This is a genomic window from Pseudomonas sp. GCM10022186, from assembly GCF_042656385.1.
Classification (GTDB): Bacteria; Pseudomonadota; Gammaproteobacteria; order Pseudomonadales; family Pseudomonadaceae; genus Metapseudomonas.
Genome location: NZ_JBHSOU010000064.1, coordinates 1 through 15853 on the forward strand (window position 1 = coordinate 1; position 15853 = coordinate 15853).

The 15853-nt window shown below is 62.3% G+C and carries 12 protein-coding genes and 3 tRNA genes; 8 read left to right on the forward strand and 7 right to left on the reverse strand.

All coding sequences use genetic code 11. The annotated features are described in order from the left end of the window. Nucleotides 1–1534 (reverse strand): bifunctional aconitate hydratase 2/2-methylisocitrate dehydratase (locus tag ACFPU0_RS22380; RefSeq protein WP_377695492.1); only part of this gene is annotated, 1534 nt, incomplete at its 3' end. 399 nt (nt 1535–1933) lie between these two features. Here ACFPU0_RS22380 and ACFPU0_RS22385 point away from each other — a divergent pair. Then, entirely contained in the window at nt 1934–2410 is a 477-nt protein-coding gene (locus tag ACFPU0_RS22385; protein ID WP_377695493.1) for a DUF1289 domain-containing protein, read from the forward strand. A gap of 46 nt (nt 2411–2456) precedes the next feature. On the opposite strand, the gene ACFPU0_RS22390 is transcribed toward ACFPU0_RS22385, so the two are convergent. Continuing rightward, nucleotides 2457–3320, reverse strand: a complete 864-nt coding sequence (locus ACFPU0_RS22390) for a universal stress protein (protein WP_377695494.1) — start codon at nt 3318–3320, stop codon at nt 2457–2459. Nucleotides 3321–3493: 173 nt separating this feature from the next. Here ACFPU0_RS22390 and ACFPU0_RS22395 point away from each other — a divergent pair, with 173 nt between their 5' ends. After that, nucleotides 3494–4096, forward strand: coding sequence for a tRNA-(ms[2]io[6]A)-hydroxylase (locus tag ACFPU0_RS22395; protein WP_377695495.1), 603 nt, complete (start codon nt 3494–3496; stop codon nt 4094–4096). Nucleotides 4097–4147: 51 nt separating this feature from the next. Here the strand turns inward: ACFPU0_RS22395 and ACFPU0_RS22400 are convergent, their stop codons facing one another. The 4 genes from ACFPU0_RS22400 to ltrA all read right to left on the reverse strand — a co-directional run bounded on the left by ACFPU0_RS22400 (nt 4148) and on the right by ltrA (nt 8630). Continuing rightward, nucleotides 4148–5488: an SPFH domain-containing protein gene (locus ACFPU0_RS22400; RefSeq protein WP_377695496.1), complete on the reverse strand. Its 1341-nt coding sequence runs from the start codon at nt 5486–5488 to the stop codon at nt 4148–4150. Nucleotides 5489–5590: 102 nt separating this feature from the next. Beyond that, nucleotides 5591–6313, reverse strand: a complete 723-nt coding sequence (gene lpxH, locus ACFPU0_RS22405) for a UDP-2,3-diacylglucosamine diphosphatase (protein WP_377695497.1) — start codon at nt 6311–6313, stop codon at nt 5591–5593. Continuing rightward, nucleotides 6310–6804, reverse strand: coding sequence for a peptidylprolyl isomerase (locus tag ACFPU0_RS22410; protein WP_377695499.1), 495 nt, complete (start codon nt 6802–6804; stop codon nt 6310–6312). The genes lpxH and ACFPU0_RS22410 overlap by 4 nt, the downstream gene beginning before the upstream one ends. 131 nt (nt 6805–6935) lie before the next feature. After that, a complete protein-coding gene (gene ltrA, locus ACFPU0_RS22415; protein WP_377695500.1) occupies nt 6936–8630 on the reverse strand; it encodes a group II intron reverse transcriptase/maturase in 1695 nt (564 codons plus the stop codon). Between the two features lie 1179 nt (nt 8631–9809). On the opposite strand from ltrA, the gene ACFPU0_RS22420 reads away from it, so the two are divergent. Together ACFPU0_RS22420 and cysS are read left to right on the forward strand one after the other, a co-directional pair. Further along, nucleotides 9810–11477 carry a glutamine--tRNA ligase/YqeY domain fusion protein gene (locus ACFPU0_RS22420; RefSeq protein WP_377695501.1) on the forward strand — a complete coding sequence of 556 codons (1668 nt, stop codon included), beginning with the start codon at nt 9810–9812 and terminating at the stop codon, nt 11475–11477. Next, nucleotides 11477–12862, forward strand: a complete 1386-nt coding sequence (gene cysS, locus ACFPU0_RS22425; protein ID WP_377695502.1) for a cysteine--tRNA ligase — start codon at nt 11477–11479, stop codon at nt 12860–12862. Before ACFPU0_RS22420 ends, cysS begins: the two co-directional genes overlap by 1 nt. Before the next feature lie 57 nt (nt 12863–12919). Here cysS and folD read toward each other — a convergent pair whose 3' ends face one another. Then, on the reverse strand, nt 12920–13774 hold the full coding sequence (gene folD, locus ACFPU0_RS22430; protein WP_377695503.1) for a bifunctional methylenetetrahydrofolate dehydrogenase/methenyltetrahydrofolate cyclohydrolase FolD: 855 nt from the start codon (nt 13772–13774) through the stop codon (nt 12920–12922). A gap of 262 nt (nt 13775–14036) precedes the next feature. Here folD and ACFPU0_RS22435 point away from each other — a divergent pair. The 4 genes from ACFPU0_RS22435 (at nt 14037) to tig (ending at nt 15814) form a co-directional block, all read left to right on the forward strand. Next, a tRNA-Arg gene (locus ACFPU0_RS22435) sits at nt 14037–14113 on the forward strand. 34 nt (nt 14114–14147) lie between these two features. After that, nucleotides 14148–14223: transfer RNA gene (locus tag ACFPU0_RS22440), tRNA-His, on the forward strand. Between the two features lie 56 nt (nt 14224–14279). Beyond that, nucleotides 14280–14364 (forward strand) — tRNA-Leu (locus tag ACFPU0_RS22445). Nucleotides 14365–14503: 139 nt separating this feature from the next. Further along, nucleotides 14504–15814: a trigger factor gene (gene tig, locus ACFPU0_RS22450; RefSeq protein WP_377695504.1), complete on the forward strand. Its 1311-nt coding sequence runs from the start codon at nt 14504–14506 to the stop codon at nt 15812–15814. The last annotated feature ends 39 nt before the right edge of the window (nt 15815–15853 follow it).

Consider the following 15853-nt stretch of genomic DNA (forward strand, 5'->3'; position numbering starts at 1 on the left):
GGAAGGAGATGCCGATCGGGAAGCGGGTGTGGGAGTCGCCGCCGGTGCCGACGGTGTCCGGCAGCAGCATGCGGTTCAGCCAGCTGTGGATGATGCCGTCGCCCGGACGCAGGGACACGCCGCCGCGGGTCTTGATGAAGTCCGGCAGGGTGTGGTGGGTGTTGACGTCGATGGGCTTCGGATAGGCAGCGGTGTGGCAGAAGGACTGCATCACCAGGTCGGCGGAGAAGCCGAGGCAGGCGAGGTCTTTCAGCTCGTCGCGAGTCATCGGGCCGGTGGTGTCCTGGGAGCCGACGGTGGTCATCTTCGGCTCGCAGTAGGTGCCCGGACGCACGCCCTGGCCTTCGGCCAGACCGCAGGCGCGGCCGACCATCTTCTGCGCCAGGGTGAAGCCCTTGCCGCTGTCGGCGGGGGATTCCGGCTTCTTGAACAGGTCGGAAGCGCCCAGGCCCAGCTCGGCACGGGCCTTCTCGGTCAGGCCACGGCCGATGATCAGCGGGATACGGCCGCCGGCGCGGACTTCGTCCAGCAGCACCGGGGTTTTCAGTTCGAAGGTGGTGACCACTTCGCCGCTGTCATGGCGAACGACCTTGCCTTCATAGGGGTACACGTCGATGACGTCGCCCATGGCCAGGTTGGTGCAGTCGAATTCGATCGGCAGGGCGCCGGCGTCTTCCATGGTGTTGTAGAAGATCGGGGCGATCTTGGTGCCGAAGCAGAAGCCACCGGCGCGCTTGTTCGGCACGAAGGGGATGTCGTCGCCGAAGAACCACAGCACCGAGTTGGTGGCGGATTTGCGCGAGGAGCCGGTGCCGACCACGTCACCGACGTAGGCCACCGGGAAGCCCTTGGCCTTGACCGCTTCGATCTGCTTCAGTGGGCCGACGGAACCGGGCTGGACCGGCTCGATGCCGTCGCGGGCCATTTTCAGCATGGCCAGGGCGTGCAGCGGGATGTCGGGGCGGGACCAGGCGTCCGGGGCGGGGGAGAGGTCGTCGGTGTTGGTTTCGCCGGGGACCTTGAACACGGTCAGGGTGATCTTCTCGGCGACGGCCGGCTTGGCCTGGAACCACTCGCCGTCGGCCCAGGACTTGAGCACGGCCTGGGCGGCGGCATTGCCCTGCTTGGCGCGCTCGGCGACGTCATGGAAGGCGTCGAACATCAGCAGGGTGTGCTTCAGCTGTTCGGCGGCGACGCTGGCCAGCTCGGCGCTGTCCAGCAGTTCGACCAGGGTGGCGATGTTGTAGCCGCCCTGCATGGTGCCCAGCAGTTCGGTGGCGCGCTCTTTGGAGATCAGCGGGGAAGTGGCTTCGCCCTTGGCGATGGCGGAGAGGAAACCTGCTTTGACGTAGGCGGCTTCGTCGACACCCGGCGGTACGCGGTTGGTGATCAGGTCGAGGAGGAAGGCCTCTTCGCCGGCCGGCGGGTTCTTCAGCAGCTCGACCAGGCCTGCGGTTTGTTCGGCGTTCAGCGGCTGGGGCACGACGCCCTGGGCGGCACGCTCTTCTACGTGTTTGCGATAGGCTTCAAGCACAGTTTTACCCTCATCAGTGGCCCTGGAATGTCCAGGACGCTCATCCAGGAATCCGCCGAACACGTGCGCCGCACAGCTTTTTGGGCTGTCTGGCCAAGGTTTCGGCGGCCTCCATCGAGAAGCTGTTTTCAAAGTTTTACGCCGGAAGGAAGGCCTGATGAGGGCTGGCGGCGGACATCCCTGGCAAGATGCCCGGCGCCATTGTTTCCTGCCGGATGAACTGTGCTCGTGACGCTTTGAAAACAGCTTCCAACGGATATCGGCGCCATAAATGGCGCGCCGATTCTAATGGAAAGGCCTGCCAAAGTTAAGACAAGAAGCCGATTTAGCTGAGGTGACCGCGCCTAGACAAAGGGCTAAGATGGCCGGCCCGTTTCACCTGTCGAATCCGTCCTCTCCATGTCCAACCAGCGCATCAAGACGCCTTGCGTCGGCCTCTGTTCCACCGTCTATGGCGACAATGTGTGCCGGGGCTGCAAGCGTTTCCATCATGAGGTGGTGAACTGGAATCTCTATGACGAGGAAGAGAAGCGCGCGGTCTGGCGACGCCTGGAAATCCTCCTGGTGCAGGTGATGGCGGCCAAGCTGGAGGTGTTCGAGCCGGTGCGCCTGCGCCAGCAGCTCGAACAGCACCAGGTGCGCTTCGTGCCGGAGCAGTCCCATTACTGCTGGGCGTACCAGTTGATCGCGCGTGCCTCGCGCATGATCAATCGCCTGGATGCCTACGGCATCGCGCTGCTCCCCGAATTCCGTGACTGGGCACTGCCGGACCTGCGTGAGGCCATCGATCGCGAGTTCTTCCTGCTCTCCGAAGCCCACTACGAGCGCTACATCGCGCCGCGCTTCTTGCGCGAGGGCATGGGGAGCCGCGTCTGATGCAATGAAAAAGCCGCCAGCAGGCGGCTCTTCCATTGCGCGGCCCTCAGCGTTGAGCGACCAGCTCCTCCAGGTGGGCGATGATGGCTTCTGGCTTGAGTACCAGCACATCGCTTTCCAGGGTATCCAGCACCACTTCGGCGGTATTGCCGATCAGCGCACCGGACAGGCCGGACCGCGCCACGGTGCCGATCACGGTGACTGCCGCTTCCAGCTTGTGGGCGACATGGGGGATGAGCACGTCGGCAGGGCCTTCTTCGATGTGCAACCGTTCGTCGCTGACGTCGTATTCGGCCTGGAAGGCGCGACACTCGTCGCGATAGCGCGCCTCGATGGTCTCCTTGAGCTGGAAGGTGGGGTCCGCCGCCGAGAGCATCGGCGAAGGATGGGCGCTGATCACGTGCAGCGTGCCGTGGGCCAGGCTGGCGATGTCGTAGCCGTGGCTGACGATGGTGGCGTGCAGGGTACGGTGTTCGCCATCGGAGTTGCCCACGTCAACGGCGGCAAGGATGTTGCCGCCGGTCCAGGGCCTGTCCGTCTTGACCATCAGCACCGGTCCCGGGCAGTAGCGCAGCAGCTTCCAGTCGTCGGGGGTGAGCAGGGCCTTCTTCAGCGGGTTGTCCGGTACGTGCTGCTTGATCACCAGGCCGCAACCTTCCGCCTGTTGGGCGGCGATGATGGTCTGGTGAGGGTTGTCCAGCCAGCTTTGCTGGGTGGTGACGCTGTAGCCCTCGGCCTTGAGCGAATCGGCAAGGTCACTGAGGTAGTCGGCATGTTCGCCCTTGCGGTCGCAGATCAACAAATGCAGGTGCGACTGGGTCACCCCGGAGATCAGTTTTGCCCTTTTCAGGGCAAGGCCTTCCGGCCGGTCCGGCTCCAACACCACCAGAATGCTGCGAATGGCTTGCATGGTCCTCTCTCCCTGTCGATGGCTTATAGCCAAAACAAATGTAGTCCCGATTCTGCTTCTGTGTTCTTGACATATATCAAGCGGGCCGGGCTGGTCGTTGCGTCCTGCATTCGTATAATGCTCCGCCTTCGGGGGGCCGGCCAGCGCGGCGCCCAGCATTGTGAGAGCTGTCTGTGAACCTGCCTGAAATCCATGACTTTCTTGGTTGCCGTACCCCCGATGCCTGGGTGACTGCCGCACTGGCCGATCAGGAGACCCTGCTGATCGACCACAAGAACAACGAATTCAAGGCAGCGTCCACGGCCATGGCGCTGATCGCCAAGTACTCCACCCACCTGGACCTGATCAACTTCATGTCGCGCCTGGCGCGCGAGGAGCTGGTGCACCACGAACAGGTGCTGCGCATCATGAAGCGCCGCAAGATCGGCCTTAAGCCGGTGTCGGCGGCCCGATACGCTTCCGGCCTGCGCAAGCTGGTACGCAGCCACGAGCCGCAGAAACTGGTGGACACCCTGGTGGTGGGGGCCTTCATCGAAGCGCGCTCCTGCGAACGTTTCGAAGCCCTGGTGCCGCATCTGGACGAGGAACTTGGCAAGTTCTATGGCGGCCTGCTGAAAAGCGAGTCGCGCCACTATCAGGGTTACCTGAAGCTGGCCTACCAGTATGGCGAGGCGCCGGACGTGGAGCGGACCATCGAGAAGGTGAGGGCGGCCGAAAAGGAGCTGATCGAGTCGCCGGACAGAGAATTCCGCTTCCATAGCGGCGTGCCGGCCTGAGTCCGATGGATGAAAGAAGCGCCCCGAGGGGCGCTTCTTTCATGGTCGGGCTTATTCCTTGACCTTCATGTCCAGGGCCAGGTCGCGGGCGGCCTTGGTGGCCAGCACGCCCATCAGCTGGCCGATCTCGTCCTGGCGGCTGCTGGCGGCGGTCTGCCCGCCGGCCATCATCACGCTGGGCACCGGCGCCTTGGCGGCGGCATCGGCCCAGACCTTGTTGATGGCGATCAGGGCGTCGAGCTTGGGCTGCAGCGCGCCGTCGGCCTTGATCACCGCCTCGCGGGCGTAGGCCTCGGCATCCGCGGTGATCTTGGTGGCATCGGCGGTGATCGACGCCTTGTCCCGCAACAGCTCCGCGGTCTGCTTCTCGATCTCGGCCCGACCCTTTTCCCGTTCGGCGTTGATGATCGCCAGCTGCTTCTCGGTTTCCGCCTGGGTGGTGCGCTCGATCTGGTCACGCAGGGTTTCCTGGCGGCGGGCCTCGACTTCCTTCTCGCCGCGGGCGGTGACCAGCAGCTTCTCTTCCTCTTCCTTCAGGCGGTTCTGCCGGGCCACCGCCAGTTCCGCCAGGGCCTGCTGGACCTTGACCATGCGCTGCTTGTACTGGGGGTTGGGGTCGACGTTGGTGATGCGCGCCTCCACCACTTCCACCCCGTACTTGCGGAACTGCTGTTGCTTGCGCACCGGGATGCCCTTGGTGTCCGTAACTTTCTCGGTGACGAACTGGCTGGCGCTGTTGTCGCCGAAGGTGCCCTGATCGGTACCGGCCTGGAGGATCGCGGTCTGCTGCGGCAGGTGGCCGCGGGCGCCGCGGACTTCCTTGCGCTTGATCAGGTAGAGGCCGTCGTTGAGCTGGTTCTCGAACTCGGCGGCGAATTCGCTGCGGGCGCCGGCGTAGAAGTCGTCGGCGGTCATCAGGGAGGCGGTGGCCTGCAGGGTTTCCTTGATCGCCGGGACCAGGGCGGTGCCGATGAAGTTCTCGGGGTTGCGGTATTCCTGGGCGATCTTCAGGAACTGGTCGCCGCCAGGCAGGCGGAAGCGCGCCGAGGACTCCACCTTGGCGTCGACGTTGCCGAGGAAGACGATGGGGAAGGCCTCGATGGTGGCGCCGAGGGAGTCGTTGTCGTTGTTGTCGTTTGCGGCCCTGGCCAGCGCTTCGGTCAGCACCGATTGCACGCTGAGAGCCTTCTTCCAGGGGGTGGCGCGGCCGAACCACTTGGTGGCGTAGCCCACGTCGTCCACTACTTTCTCCTCGCCGAAGATCGTCCGCACATGGGTGGAGAATCCCGCTTCGTTGTAGAAGAAGATACCGTTGAACAGGGCGAAAGCTGCGACGGCGAGGAGGGCGGGGCCGCCCAGGTACTTGATGAGTTGTGCCTTGGTGAATGGCATGGTCGCTCCGTGACGATGGGCTGGAGCGGCGATGCTGATGGCCGGTTGCTACCTCCGTCAAGGGGGGCGGAGCAGCCTGCGAGGGACTTCTCGCAGGAAAGCTCAGTCGACGCTGAAGGGCGTCTGCAGGAAGCCGTGCTCGTCCACCTGCAGCACCCAACCCTGGTGGTCCCAGTCGCCGAGGACGATGCGCCGGGCGGGTTGCCCGTCGAGGTCCAGTTCGTGGCTGGCAGGGCGGTGGGTGTGGCCGTGGATCAGGGTCTTGACGCCATATTGGCGGAGGATGCGCGGAATCTCCTCCGGAGTGACGTCGGTGATCTCCGCCGTCTTTTGTCGGGTCTGCATCCGGCTTTCCTTGCGCAGCTTGCGCGCCAGCTTGTGGCGGGTGGCCAGCGGCAGGTTGCGCAGAATGAACAGGCTCACCGGGTTGCGCAGCCAGCGGCGCAGGCGCATGTAGGCCTGATCCCGGGTGCACAGGCTGTCGCCGTGCATCAGCAGCACGGGCTCGCCATTCATCTGAACCAGGCTAGGGTCCGGCAGCAGGGTGCAGCCGGCTTCACGGCAGAAGGCCCTGCCGATCATGAAATCGCGGTTGCCGTGCATCAGGAAGATGCGCGTGCCGCTGTCGGCCAGCTTGCGCAGGGCCGTGGCGATGGAATGCTGGAAGGGCGTCATGGCATCGTCGCCGATCCAGGCTTCGAAGAAATCGCCGAGTATGTAGAGGGCTTCCGCCCCGAGGGCGCGGGTCTGCAGGAAATGAAGAAACGCCCGGGTGATATCCGGGCGTTCCTCTTCGAGATGCAGATCGGAGATCAGCAGGATCACTCGATGATCTCGGCCTTCTCGATGACCACGTCATCCACCGGGACGTCCTGGTGGCCGGACTTCATGGTGGTGGCCACGGCCTTGATCTTGTTCACCACGTCCATGCCTTCGACCACTTCGCCGAACACGGCATAGCCCCAGCCCTGCACGGTGGGCGCGCTGTGGTTGAGGAAGCTGTTGTCGGCGACGTTGATGAAGAACTGCGCGGAGGCCGAGTGCGGCTCCATGGTGCGGGCCATGGCAATGGTGCCGACCTTGTTCGACAGGCCGTTGTTGGCCTCGTTCTTGATGGGCGCGCGGGTGGCCTTCTGCTTCATGCCCGGCTCGAAACCGCCGCCCTGGATCATGAAATTGCCGATCACACGGTGGAAAATGGTGCCGTCGTAATGGCCGGACTTCACGTACTCCTTGAAGTTGGCCACGGTTTCCGGGGCTTTGTCTTCGAAGAGTTGCAGGGAGATGACGCCGTGGTTGGTATGCAGCTTGATCATTGGGCTATTCGCTCTGTCGAGAAATCCGAGGCCTGTCAGGGTATTGAGGCGGGTAGGAGCAGACTATCGCTAATCTGCTCCCCCCTAAGAACCGCACGTGCGCCTTTCAGCGCATACGGCTCAAGCCTTTACTAAACCCCCGAAGGGGCCGGTTTGTTCACTGTCAGACCACGGGTGTGGAGTTGATGGTGACAATTAGGATGCAATATTACCCGGTTCGCCAGGGAATCCCCACCACCGTCTACGCGACGATGGAGGTGGTGGTCATGCCACCCTGTTTCCCGAGTGATGGGCTGATTGCAAAGCAAGCACAGTCCTTTCTGGCTCACGAATAGCTGAGCGATCTGCTTGCGGAACTTCAGCTTCTTGAGCATCCGGTCCATTCGCAGTTTTTCGCCCATCATCTCCATGGAAGGGTCGTAGGGGTTGTACTCCCCGCTAACCTTCTTGTGCCGCTCGATCGGTGTGCCCGCAAGCGAGTACAGCACGACCTCCCGTTTTCCTCCCTTCTTGTCGATTTCCGTGGTGGCAAACACCCAATTTCGACTGTCCTGGATCTGGAAATACCTCTTCCTAATCCACGCCAGCTTCTTATTTGGGTGCCTGCGCTTGGCCCAACGCCAGAGCTTGACGAACACTCTGTGGTCCATGCGTGTGAACGCGGCCTTGGCAACGACGGGCTGGTGATACAGCGCCCAGCCACGCAAGATCGGGTTCAGCAGGCGGATCAAGCTTGCCTGTGTCGCCGTCTTGTTGGAGTCGATAACCTCTTTCACCTTGTCGTAGAACGCTTTCGCGTTTTTCCGGCTCGGTTTGATCAGGAGCTTCCCGTTGTATTTGCGGAAGTTCCAGCCGAGGAAGTCGAAGCCATCGTCGATCGATACGATTTGCGTCTTCTCGGGCGACAGCCGCAATCCCCGTACAGCAAGGAATTGCTCCACCCAAGGTCTGACCTCACTTTCCAGGACCTCCGGAGAGATGCCTGTAATCACGAAGTCATCCGCATATCGCACGACGTTGACTTTGAGCTTCTTGGCCCTGGTCACGCCCAGATGTTGCTTGAGCTGTGTTTCCAGGCCATCGAGCGCCAAATTCGCCAAGGTGGGCGATATGATTCCGCCCTGCGGCGTGCCGGCATCCGTGGCCAGCAACTGACCTTTGTGCACGACACCGGCCTTCAGCCACTTCCGGAGTACACCTTTGTTCATAGGAACGTGGGTGATCAGCCAGTCGTGGTTGATGTGGTCGAAGCAGCCCTGTATGTCCGCCTCCAGAACCCAATGAGCCGAGGCCTTCTTGGACAGGCAGACGAACAATTGACCCATCGCATCCGCTGTCGAGCGTTCAATCCTGAAGCCGTAGCTATTCGGATCGCCCGTCGTTTCCGCGATGGGCGACAGAGCCAGCAGATGAAGCGCCTGCATGGCCCTGTCGGTCATGGTCGGGATGCCCAGGGGGCGTTCCTTTCCATTCGACTTGGGGATGAACACACGCCGTAAGGGCCGTGGCTGATATCCCCGCTGCTCCAATCCCTTTGCCGCAAACCATTTCGCGTTGGGAGTATTCCAGAGTTCGCGGTCGACTCCCGCCGTGCGCTTACCCTGGTTTTCAGTGACTCTTCGCACAGCCAGATATCTGGCTGACTGGGAGCGGGTCAGCATCCGTTGCAGGGCTTTCACCTTGCGCCATTTGCCTTCCCGACAAGCCTTCGCAATCCTGATCTGTATTCCCCGGACGTTCCTCTGGGCGCGACACCAATCGATGTCGTGCCAGTCTTGCGGAGCGCCGGAAAGCGCAGACTCGGCATTTCGGCTGAGTTCTTCCATGCTGCTTTCCTCTCATGATGGTTGGACCACCCCGAGCGGAAGGCGCACGCCGGTCCCTGACGGGAGGCATGCTTCCCGCCAGGGCAGATAAGTGAGGACTCGATACAGCCGAGCCCTTGGATTCATTGAGACAGGTTCAGACAGAGGTCATGCGACGAAAGACCACGCAGAAGTCTGCCCGGTTTCCCGTGGGGTGATGTTTCAACCCCTATCCGCGCCATTACAGCGTGGCGTTCGCTTTCTCTGCGATCCCATACCCGCACCGCCAACAGTTCGCCTTGCGGCTCCCCTGCCCGGATGGGCGGCGATACGGGCTTACCACGTTCCCTGCCTGTCACACGACTAGTTTAGGGTCTGCCTTTTCACCGGTGACCGTATGAGCGACGTACTCCCAAAGCTGACGGGAGTAGCTGGATCACGCACCTTTTGGTTCATGCCAACAGCAGTTTGGGCATGTTCATAGTTGCGATGTTTATCAGCAGTTCACATGTGTTACCCATGCTAGCCAGCCTAGCGCCTCAACCCGGTACTGCTCCGAGCATCCACATCCCGCCTCACAGCGAAGATGCACCCTTGCGGGGGCTACATTGTTGGGAAAGCTTCACACCCCATCGTTGCCGATGACGCATGTTTCCCTAGGCTATCGTTGGTCGCACAACGAGTCCGCTTCCACCCCGAATTGGCAGTGGTTGGACAATGACAGACAGAGCTTTCGCCCGTGTCTCCGACTGGTGTTTGAGCGCAGAGCCGCGATAGCGGCAGGCTCGAAGAATATTGTGTAACCTCCGGTATCTACAGTCCAAGGAGGTCTCCTGCGGGAGATCCTCCCGCTAGGGTGTACCCCGAAAAGGGGTTTTGATGCTGGCGACAAAACTGCAATCGCCGATGCTCTTACAGGCTCCAGTTGCGAGTCCTGCGGTCGAACTACCAAGAGCTGCCTCGACCTTGGGCTTTGCTACCGCCGCAGCGGCAAGTCCTTGAAAGCACTGGACTTCTGGGTGGTTTTGTTTCCCGGATGGAATCTCCGGGCAATTGGTTTCCTTGCGGAAACCCCTCAAGATGACTCCTCACCTCAAGAGTTGGAGACACGTACTCGTGTCGCACCAGCTTCGGCTATGATAAGCGCTTTGATTTGGCCGGCCTACCCTGAGCCGCGCACCAGTTAGACCTAAGGATCCCATGAGCAAGCCAGAGATTCCCGTCGCCTCCAACTTCCTGCGCCAGATCGTCCAGGCCGACCTGGACGCCGGCAAGCACACCAAGATCGTCACCCGCTTCCCGCCGGAGCCCAACGGCTACCTGCATATCGGCCATGCCAAGTCGATCTGCCTGAATTTCGGCCTGGCCAAGGAGTTCGGCGGCGACTGCCACCTGCGCTTCGACGACACCAACCCGGCCAAGGAAGACCAGGAGTACATCGACGCCATCGAGAGCGACGTGAAGTGGCTGGGCTTCCAGTGGGCCGGCGAGGTGCGCTATGCCTCCGATTACTTCGACCAGCTGCACGACTGGGCCATCGAGCTGATCAAGGCTGGCAAGGCCTTCGTCTGCGACCTGTCGTCCGAAGAAATGCGCCACTACCGCGGCAGCCTGACCGAGCCGGGCAAGAACAGCCCCTTCCGCGATCGCTCCGTGGAAGAGAACCTGGACCTGTTCGCCCGCATGAAGGCCGGCGAGTTCCCGGACGGCACGCGTTCGCTGCGCGCCAAGATCGACATGGCGTCGCCGAACATGAACCTCCGCGACCCGATCCTCTATCGCATCCGCCATGCCAACCATCACCAGACCGGCGACAAGTGGTGCATCTACCCGAGCTACGACTTCACCCACGGCCAGTCGGACGCCATCGAGGGTATCACCCACTCCATCTGCACCCTGGAGTTCGAGGACCATCGCCCGCTCTACGAGTGGTTCCTGGAGAACCTCCCGGTGCCGGCGCAGCCGCGCCAGTACGAGTTCTCGCGGCTGAACCTGAACTACACCATCACCAGCAAGCGCAAGCTCAAGCAGTTGGTGGACGAGGGGCATGTCAGCGGCTGGGACGATCCGCGCATGTCCACCCTGTCCGGTTATCGTCGCCGTGGTTACACCCCGGAATCCATCCGCAACTTCTGCGAGATGATTGGCGTGAACCGCGCCAGCGGCGTGGTCGACATCGGCATGCTGGAATTCAGCATCCGCGATCACCTGGACGCCACCGCGCCGCGGGCCATGTGCGTGCTGAAGCCGCTGAAAGTGGTGATCACCAACTACCCGGAAGGTAAGGTGGAAACCCTCGAACTGCCGCGCCATCCGAAGGAAGACATGGGCGTGCGCAGCCTGCCGTTCTCCCGTGAGCTGTACATCGACGCCACCGACTTCGAGGAAGTCCCGCCGGCCGGCTTCAAGCGCCTGATCCCCGGTGGCGAAGTGCGCCTGCGTGGCAGCTACGTGATCCGCGCCGACGAAGCCATCAAGGATGCCGAAGGCAAGATCGTCGAGCTGCGTTGCTCCTACGACCCGGACACCCTGGGCAAGAACCCCGAAGGCCGCAAGGTCAAGGGTGTGATCCACTGGGTGCCGGCCGAGGGCAGCGTGGAGTGCGAAGTGCGCCTGTACGATCGCCTGTTCCGTTCGCCCAATCCGGAAAAGTCGGAGCATGGCGGCAGCTTCCTCGACAACATCAACCCGGATTCCCTGCAGGTACTCAGCGGATGCCGCGCCGAACCGTCCCTGGCCCAGGCGCAGCCGGAAGACCGTTTCCAGTTCGAGCGTGAAGGCTACTTCGTCGCCGACCTGAAGGATTCCCAGCCCGGCAAGCCGGTGTTCAACCGTACCGTGACCCTGCGCGATTCCTGGGGCCAATGATGACGCTGTCGATCTACAACACCCTCAGCAAGACCAAGGAACCGCTGCAACCGCTGGTCGGCAACCAGGTGCGCATGTACGTCTGCGGCATGACCGTCTATGACTTCTGCCATATCGGCCATGCCCGGGTGATGGTGGCCTTCGACGTGGTCGCGCGCTGGCTGCGCCATCGCGGCTATGACCTCACCTACGTGCGCAACATCACCGACATCGACGACAAGATCATCCGTCGCGCCAACGAGAACGGCGAGCCGTTCGAGGCCCTGGTGGAGCGGATGATCGCGGCGATGCACGAGGACGAGGCGCGCCTGTCCGTGCTGCGGCCGGATATCGAGCCGCGTGCCACCGGCCACATCGCCGGCATGCACCAGATGATCCAGACCCTGATCGACAAGGGCTTCGCCTACGCCCCCGGCAATGGCGACGTCTATTACCGGGTCGGCAAGTTCGAGAGCTACGGCAAACTGTCGCGGCGCAAGATCGACGAGCTGAAGATCGGTGCCCGCATCGAGGTGGACGAGATCAAGGAAGACCCGCTGGACTTCGTCCTCTGGAAGGGCGCCAAGCCGGGCGAGCCGAGCTGGGAGTCGCCCTGGGGCGCCGGTCGTCCGGGCTGGCACATCGAGTGCTCGGTAATGTCCACCTGCTGCCTGGGCGAGACTTTCGATATCCACGGCGGCGGCCCGGACCTGGTGTTCCCGCACCACGAGAACGAGATCGCCCAGAGCGAGGCGGCCACCGGCAAGCTGTACGCCAAGTCCTGGATGCACGCCGGCGCAGTGCGCGTGGACGGCGAGAAGATGTCCAAGTCCCTGGGCAACTTCTTCACCATTCGCGAGGTGCTGGAGAAGTACCACCCGGAAGTGGTGCGTTACCTGCTGGTGTCCAGCCATTACCGCAGTCCGATCAATTACTCCGAAGAAAGCCTCAAGGAAGCCAAGGGCGCCCTGGAGCGCTTCTACCACGCACTGCGCGGCCTGCCCGAAGCGGCGCCGGCGGGTGGCGAGGCCTTCATCGAGCGTTTCGGTGCGGCCATGGATGACGACTTCAACAGTCCCGAAGCCTGTGCCGTCCTGTTCGAGATGACCCGGGAAGTCAACCGTCTGCGCGACAGCGATCCGGCTGCGGCGGCGGCTCTGGCCGCGCGGCTGAAGTCCCTGGCGGGCCTGCTCGGCGTGCTGCAGCTGGAGCCGGATGCCTTCCTGCGCGCGGGGGCCGAAGGCAAGGTGGATGCGGCCGAGGTCGAAGCTCTGATCCAGGCGCGCCTGCAGGCGCGTGCGGAGAAGAACTGGGCCGAGTCCGACCGTATCCGCGACCAGCTCACCGCCATGGGTGTGGTCCTGGAAGACGGCAAGGGTGGTACCACCTGGCGTCTGGCCGACTGAGGCGGACGCGCTCATGAAAAAGGCCGCTGAAAGCGGCCTTTTTTATTTCCGGATGCCTTATGCGTGCAGCGTTTCGGCGGCGTGGAGGGTGTTCTCCAGCAGGCAGGCGCGAGTCATGGGGCCGACGCCGCCCGGAACCGGGGTGATCCAGCTGGCGCGCTGCAGGGCCACGTCGTACTCCACGTCGCCCACCAGCTTGCCGTCGTCCTGGCGGTTGATGCCGACGTCGATGACGATGGCGCCGGGCTTGATCCATTCGCCCTTGACCAGGCCGGGTTTGCCGGCGGCCACCACCACCAGGTCGGCATTGGCCACATGGCCGGCCAGATCCTTGGTGAAGCGATGGGTGACGGTCACGGTGCAGCCGGCCAGCAGCAATTCCAGGGCCATGGGGCGGCCGACGATGTTGGAAGCGCCCACCACCACGGCATTCATGCCATAGAGATCAGCGCCGGTGCTTTCCAGCAGGGTCATGATGCCCTTGGGGGTGCAGGGACGGAGCAGGGGGATTCGCTGGGCCAGGCGGCCGACGTTATAAGGGTGGAAGCCGTCCACGTCCTTGTCGGGATGGATGCGCTCCAGCAGTTGCGAGGCGTCCAGGTGCTCCGGCAGCGGCAGCTGGACCAGGATGCCATCGATGGCGGGGTCCTGGTTCAGGCTATCGATCAGCGCCAGCAGTTCGGCCTGGCCAGTGCTGGCGGGCAGGTCATGAGCCTGGGACAGAAAGCCGACTTCCTCGCAGTCCTTGCGCTTGTGGGCGACATAGACCTGGGAGGCGGGATCGTTGCCGACCAGGATCACCGCGAGGCCGGGGACCCGGAGTCCTTGCTGGCGACGCTCGGCGACACGTTGGGCTATCTGCTGGCGGAGGCGGGCGGCGATCGTTTTGCCGTCGATCAGTTGTGCGGTCATGACGCTAGATTAACCATCGGGAAGGCCTAAAAAGGGCGCGTATTCTCGCATGGAGGGGCGGAAGGGCAAAGGCGGCTGGTCAGCATTTTCCCGTAAGCCATTTATCTTTCTGATTTTTTTCAATTTTCCTGTTGACGGGGTGTAGGCGTATCGATAACATGCGCCCCGCTTGTCGAGCACAGCCAGTCGCTGGGTAAGACGGCAAGGGAGAATCGCTCGATTCAACCGAAGCCGAAGCTTTATAGTCTGCTCGCAGATATAAGCGCCCGTAGCTCAGCTGGATAGAGCATCCGCCTTCTAAGCGGATGGTCGCAGGTTCGAGTCCTGCCGGGCGTGCCATTTGGCGCCTTTGGCACAAGCAAGACGTAATATGGTGGGCGTAGCTCAGTTGGTAGAGCACAGGATTGTGGCTCCTGGTGTCGTGGGTTCGATTCCCATCGTCCACCCCATATTCGAGAAAGCGCCAGGCCACGTGCCTGGCGTTTTCGTTTCAAGCGTTGCCCGCGCGGACGTGGTGGAATTGGTAGACACACTGGATTTAGGTTCCAGCGCCGCAAGGCGTGAGAGTTCGAGTCTCTCCGTCCGCACCATCCTTCTTCCCCTTTCTTCTATCCCGTCATTTTGCCGGCTGTTTCTGCTGGGTGACTTCTGCAAATCGACCCACTAGAATGCATGCCCTTGATTCGAGGCCGGAACGGCCGGCTAATGTCTGTGCAACGAGGAATATCCATGCAAGTTTCTGTAGAAAGCACCTCCGCTCTTGAGCGCCGCATGACCATCGGTGTGCCGGCAGAGCGCGTCGAGAACGAAGTGACCAAGCGCCTGCAGCAGACTGCCCGCCGCGCCAAGGTTGCCGGCTTCCGTCCGGGCAAGGTGCCGATGAGCGTCATTCGTCAGCGCTTCGAGGACTCCGCTCGTCAGGAAGTGCTGGGCGACCTGATCCAGTCTTCCTTCTATGAGGCTGTTGTCGAGCAGAAGCTGAACCCGGCTGGCCAGCCTGCCGTCGAGCCGAAAGTGTTCGAGAAGGGCAAGGACCTGGAATACATCGCCACCTTCGAAGTGTTCCCCGAGTTCCAGGTTGCCGGTTTCGAAGACATCGCCATCGAGCGCCTGCAGGCCGAAGTGGGTGATGCCGACGTCGACAACATGCTGGACATCCTGCGCAAGCAGAACACCCGTTTCGAGGCCGTTGAGCGTGCCGCCGAGAATGGCGACCAGCTGAACATCGATTTCGTCGGCAAGATCGACGGCGAAGCCTTCGCTGGCGGTTCCGCCAAGGGCACCCTGCTGGTGCTGGGCTCCGGTCGCATGATTCCGGGCTTCGAAGATGCCCTGGTCGGCGTCAAGGCCGGCGAAGAGCGTGTGATCAACCCGACCTTCCCGGCTGACTACCAGAACCTGGATCTGGCCGGCAAGACCGCCGAGTTCACCGTTACCGTGAACAGCGTTTCCGCTCCGCAGCTGCCGGAACTGAACGACGAGTTCTTCTCCCTGTTCGGCATCAAGGAAGGCGGTCTGGAAGGCTTCCGCGCCGAGGTTCGCAAGAACATGGAGCGCGAGCTGCGCCAAGCCACCAAGTCCAAGGTGAAGAACCAGGTGATGGACGGCCTGCTGGCTGCCAACCCGGTCGAGGTGCCGAAGGCCCTGATCGGCAACGAAGTGAACCGTCTGCGCGTACAGGCCGTTCAGCAGTTCGGCGGCAACATCAATCCCGACCAGCTGCCGGCTGAGCTGTTCGAGGAGCAGGCCAAGCGTCGCGTGGTGCTGGGCCTGATCGTCGCCGAAGTGGTCAAGCAGTTCGAGCTGAAGCCCGACGAGGCCCGCGTACGTGAGCTGATCGAAGAGATGGCTTCCGCCTACCAGGAGCCGGAACAAGTCGTCGCCTGGTACTACAAGAACGACCAGCAACTGAACGAAGTCCGTTCTGTTGTGCTGGAAGAGCAAGTTGTAGATACTGTCCTGCAGAAGGCCAAAGTGACCGATAAAGCGGTTTCCTACGAAGAGGCAGTCAAGCCGGCAGAAGCTCCGAAAGCCGACTGATAGTTTCGCCTCCTTCGAGTACACCATAAGCCAGCCTCC

Coding starts and splice junctions, on each gene's coding strand:
- ACFPU0_RS22385 (WP_377695493.1), top strand. CDS start 1,934: ATGTCCAACCAGCGCATCAAGACGCCTTGCGTCGGCCTCTGTTCCACC.
- ACFPU0_RS22390 (WP_377695494.1), bottom strand. CDS start 3,320: ATGCAAGCCATTCGCAGCATTCTGGTGGTGTTGGAGCCGGACCGGCCG.
- ACFPU0_RS22400 (WP_377695496.1), bottom strand. CDS start 5,488: ATGCCATTCACCAAGGCACAACTCATCAAGTACCTGGGCGGCCCCGCC.
- ACFPU0_RS22410 (WP_377695499.1), bottom strand. CDS start 6,804: ATGATCAAGCTGCATACCAACCACGGCGTCATCTCCCTGCAACTCTTC.
- ltrA (WP_377695500.1), bottom strand. CDS start 8,630: ATGGAAGAACTCAGCCGAAATGCCGAGTCTGCGCTTTCCGGCGCTCCG.
- ACFPU0_RS22420 (WP_377695501.1), top strand. CDS start 9,810: ATGAGCAAGCCAGAGATTCCCGTCGCCTCCAACTTCCTGCGCCAGATC.
- cysS (WP_377695502.1), top strand. CDS start 11,477: ATGACGCTGTCGATCTACAACACCCTCAGCAAGACCAAGGAACCGCTG.
- folD (WP_377695503.1), bottom strand. CDS start 13,774: ATGACCGCACAACTGATCGACGGCAAAACGATCGCCGCCCGCCTCCGC.
- tig (WP_377695504.1), top strand. CDS start 14,504: ATGCAAGTTTCTGTAGAAAGCACCTCCGCTCTTGAGCGCCGCATGACC.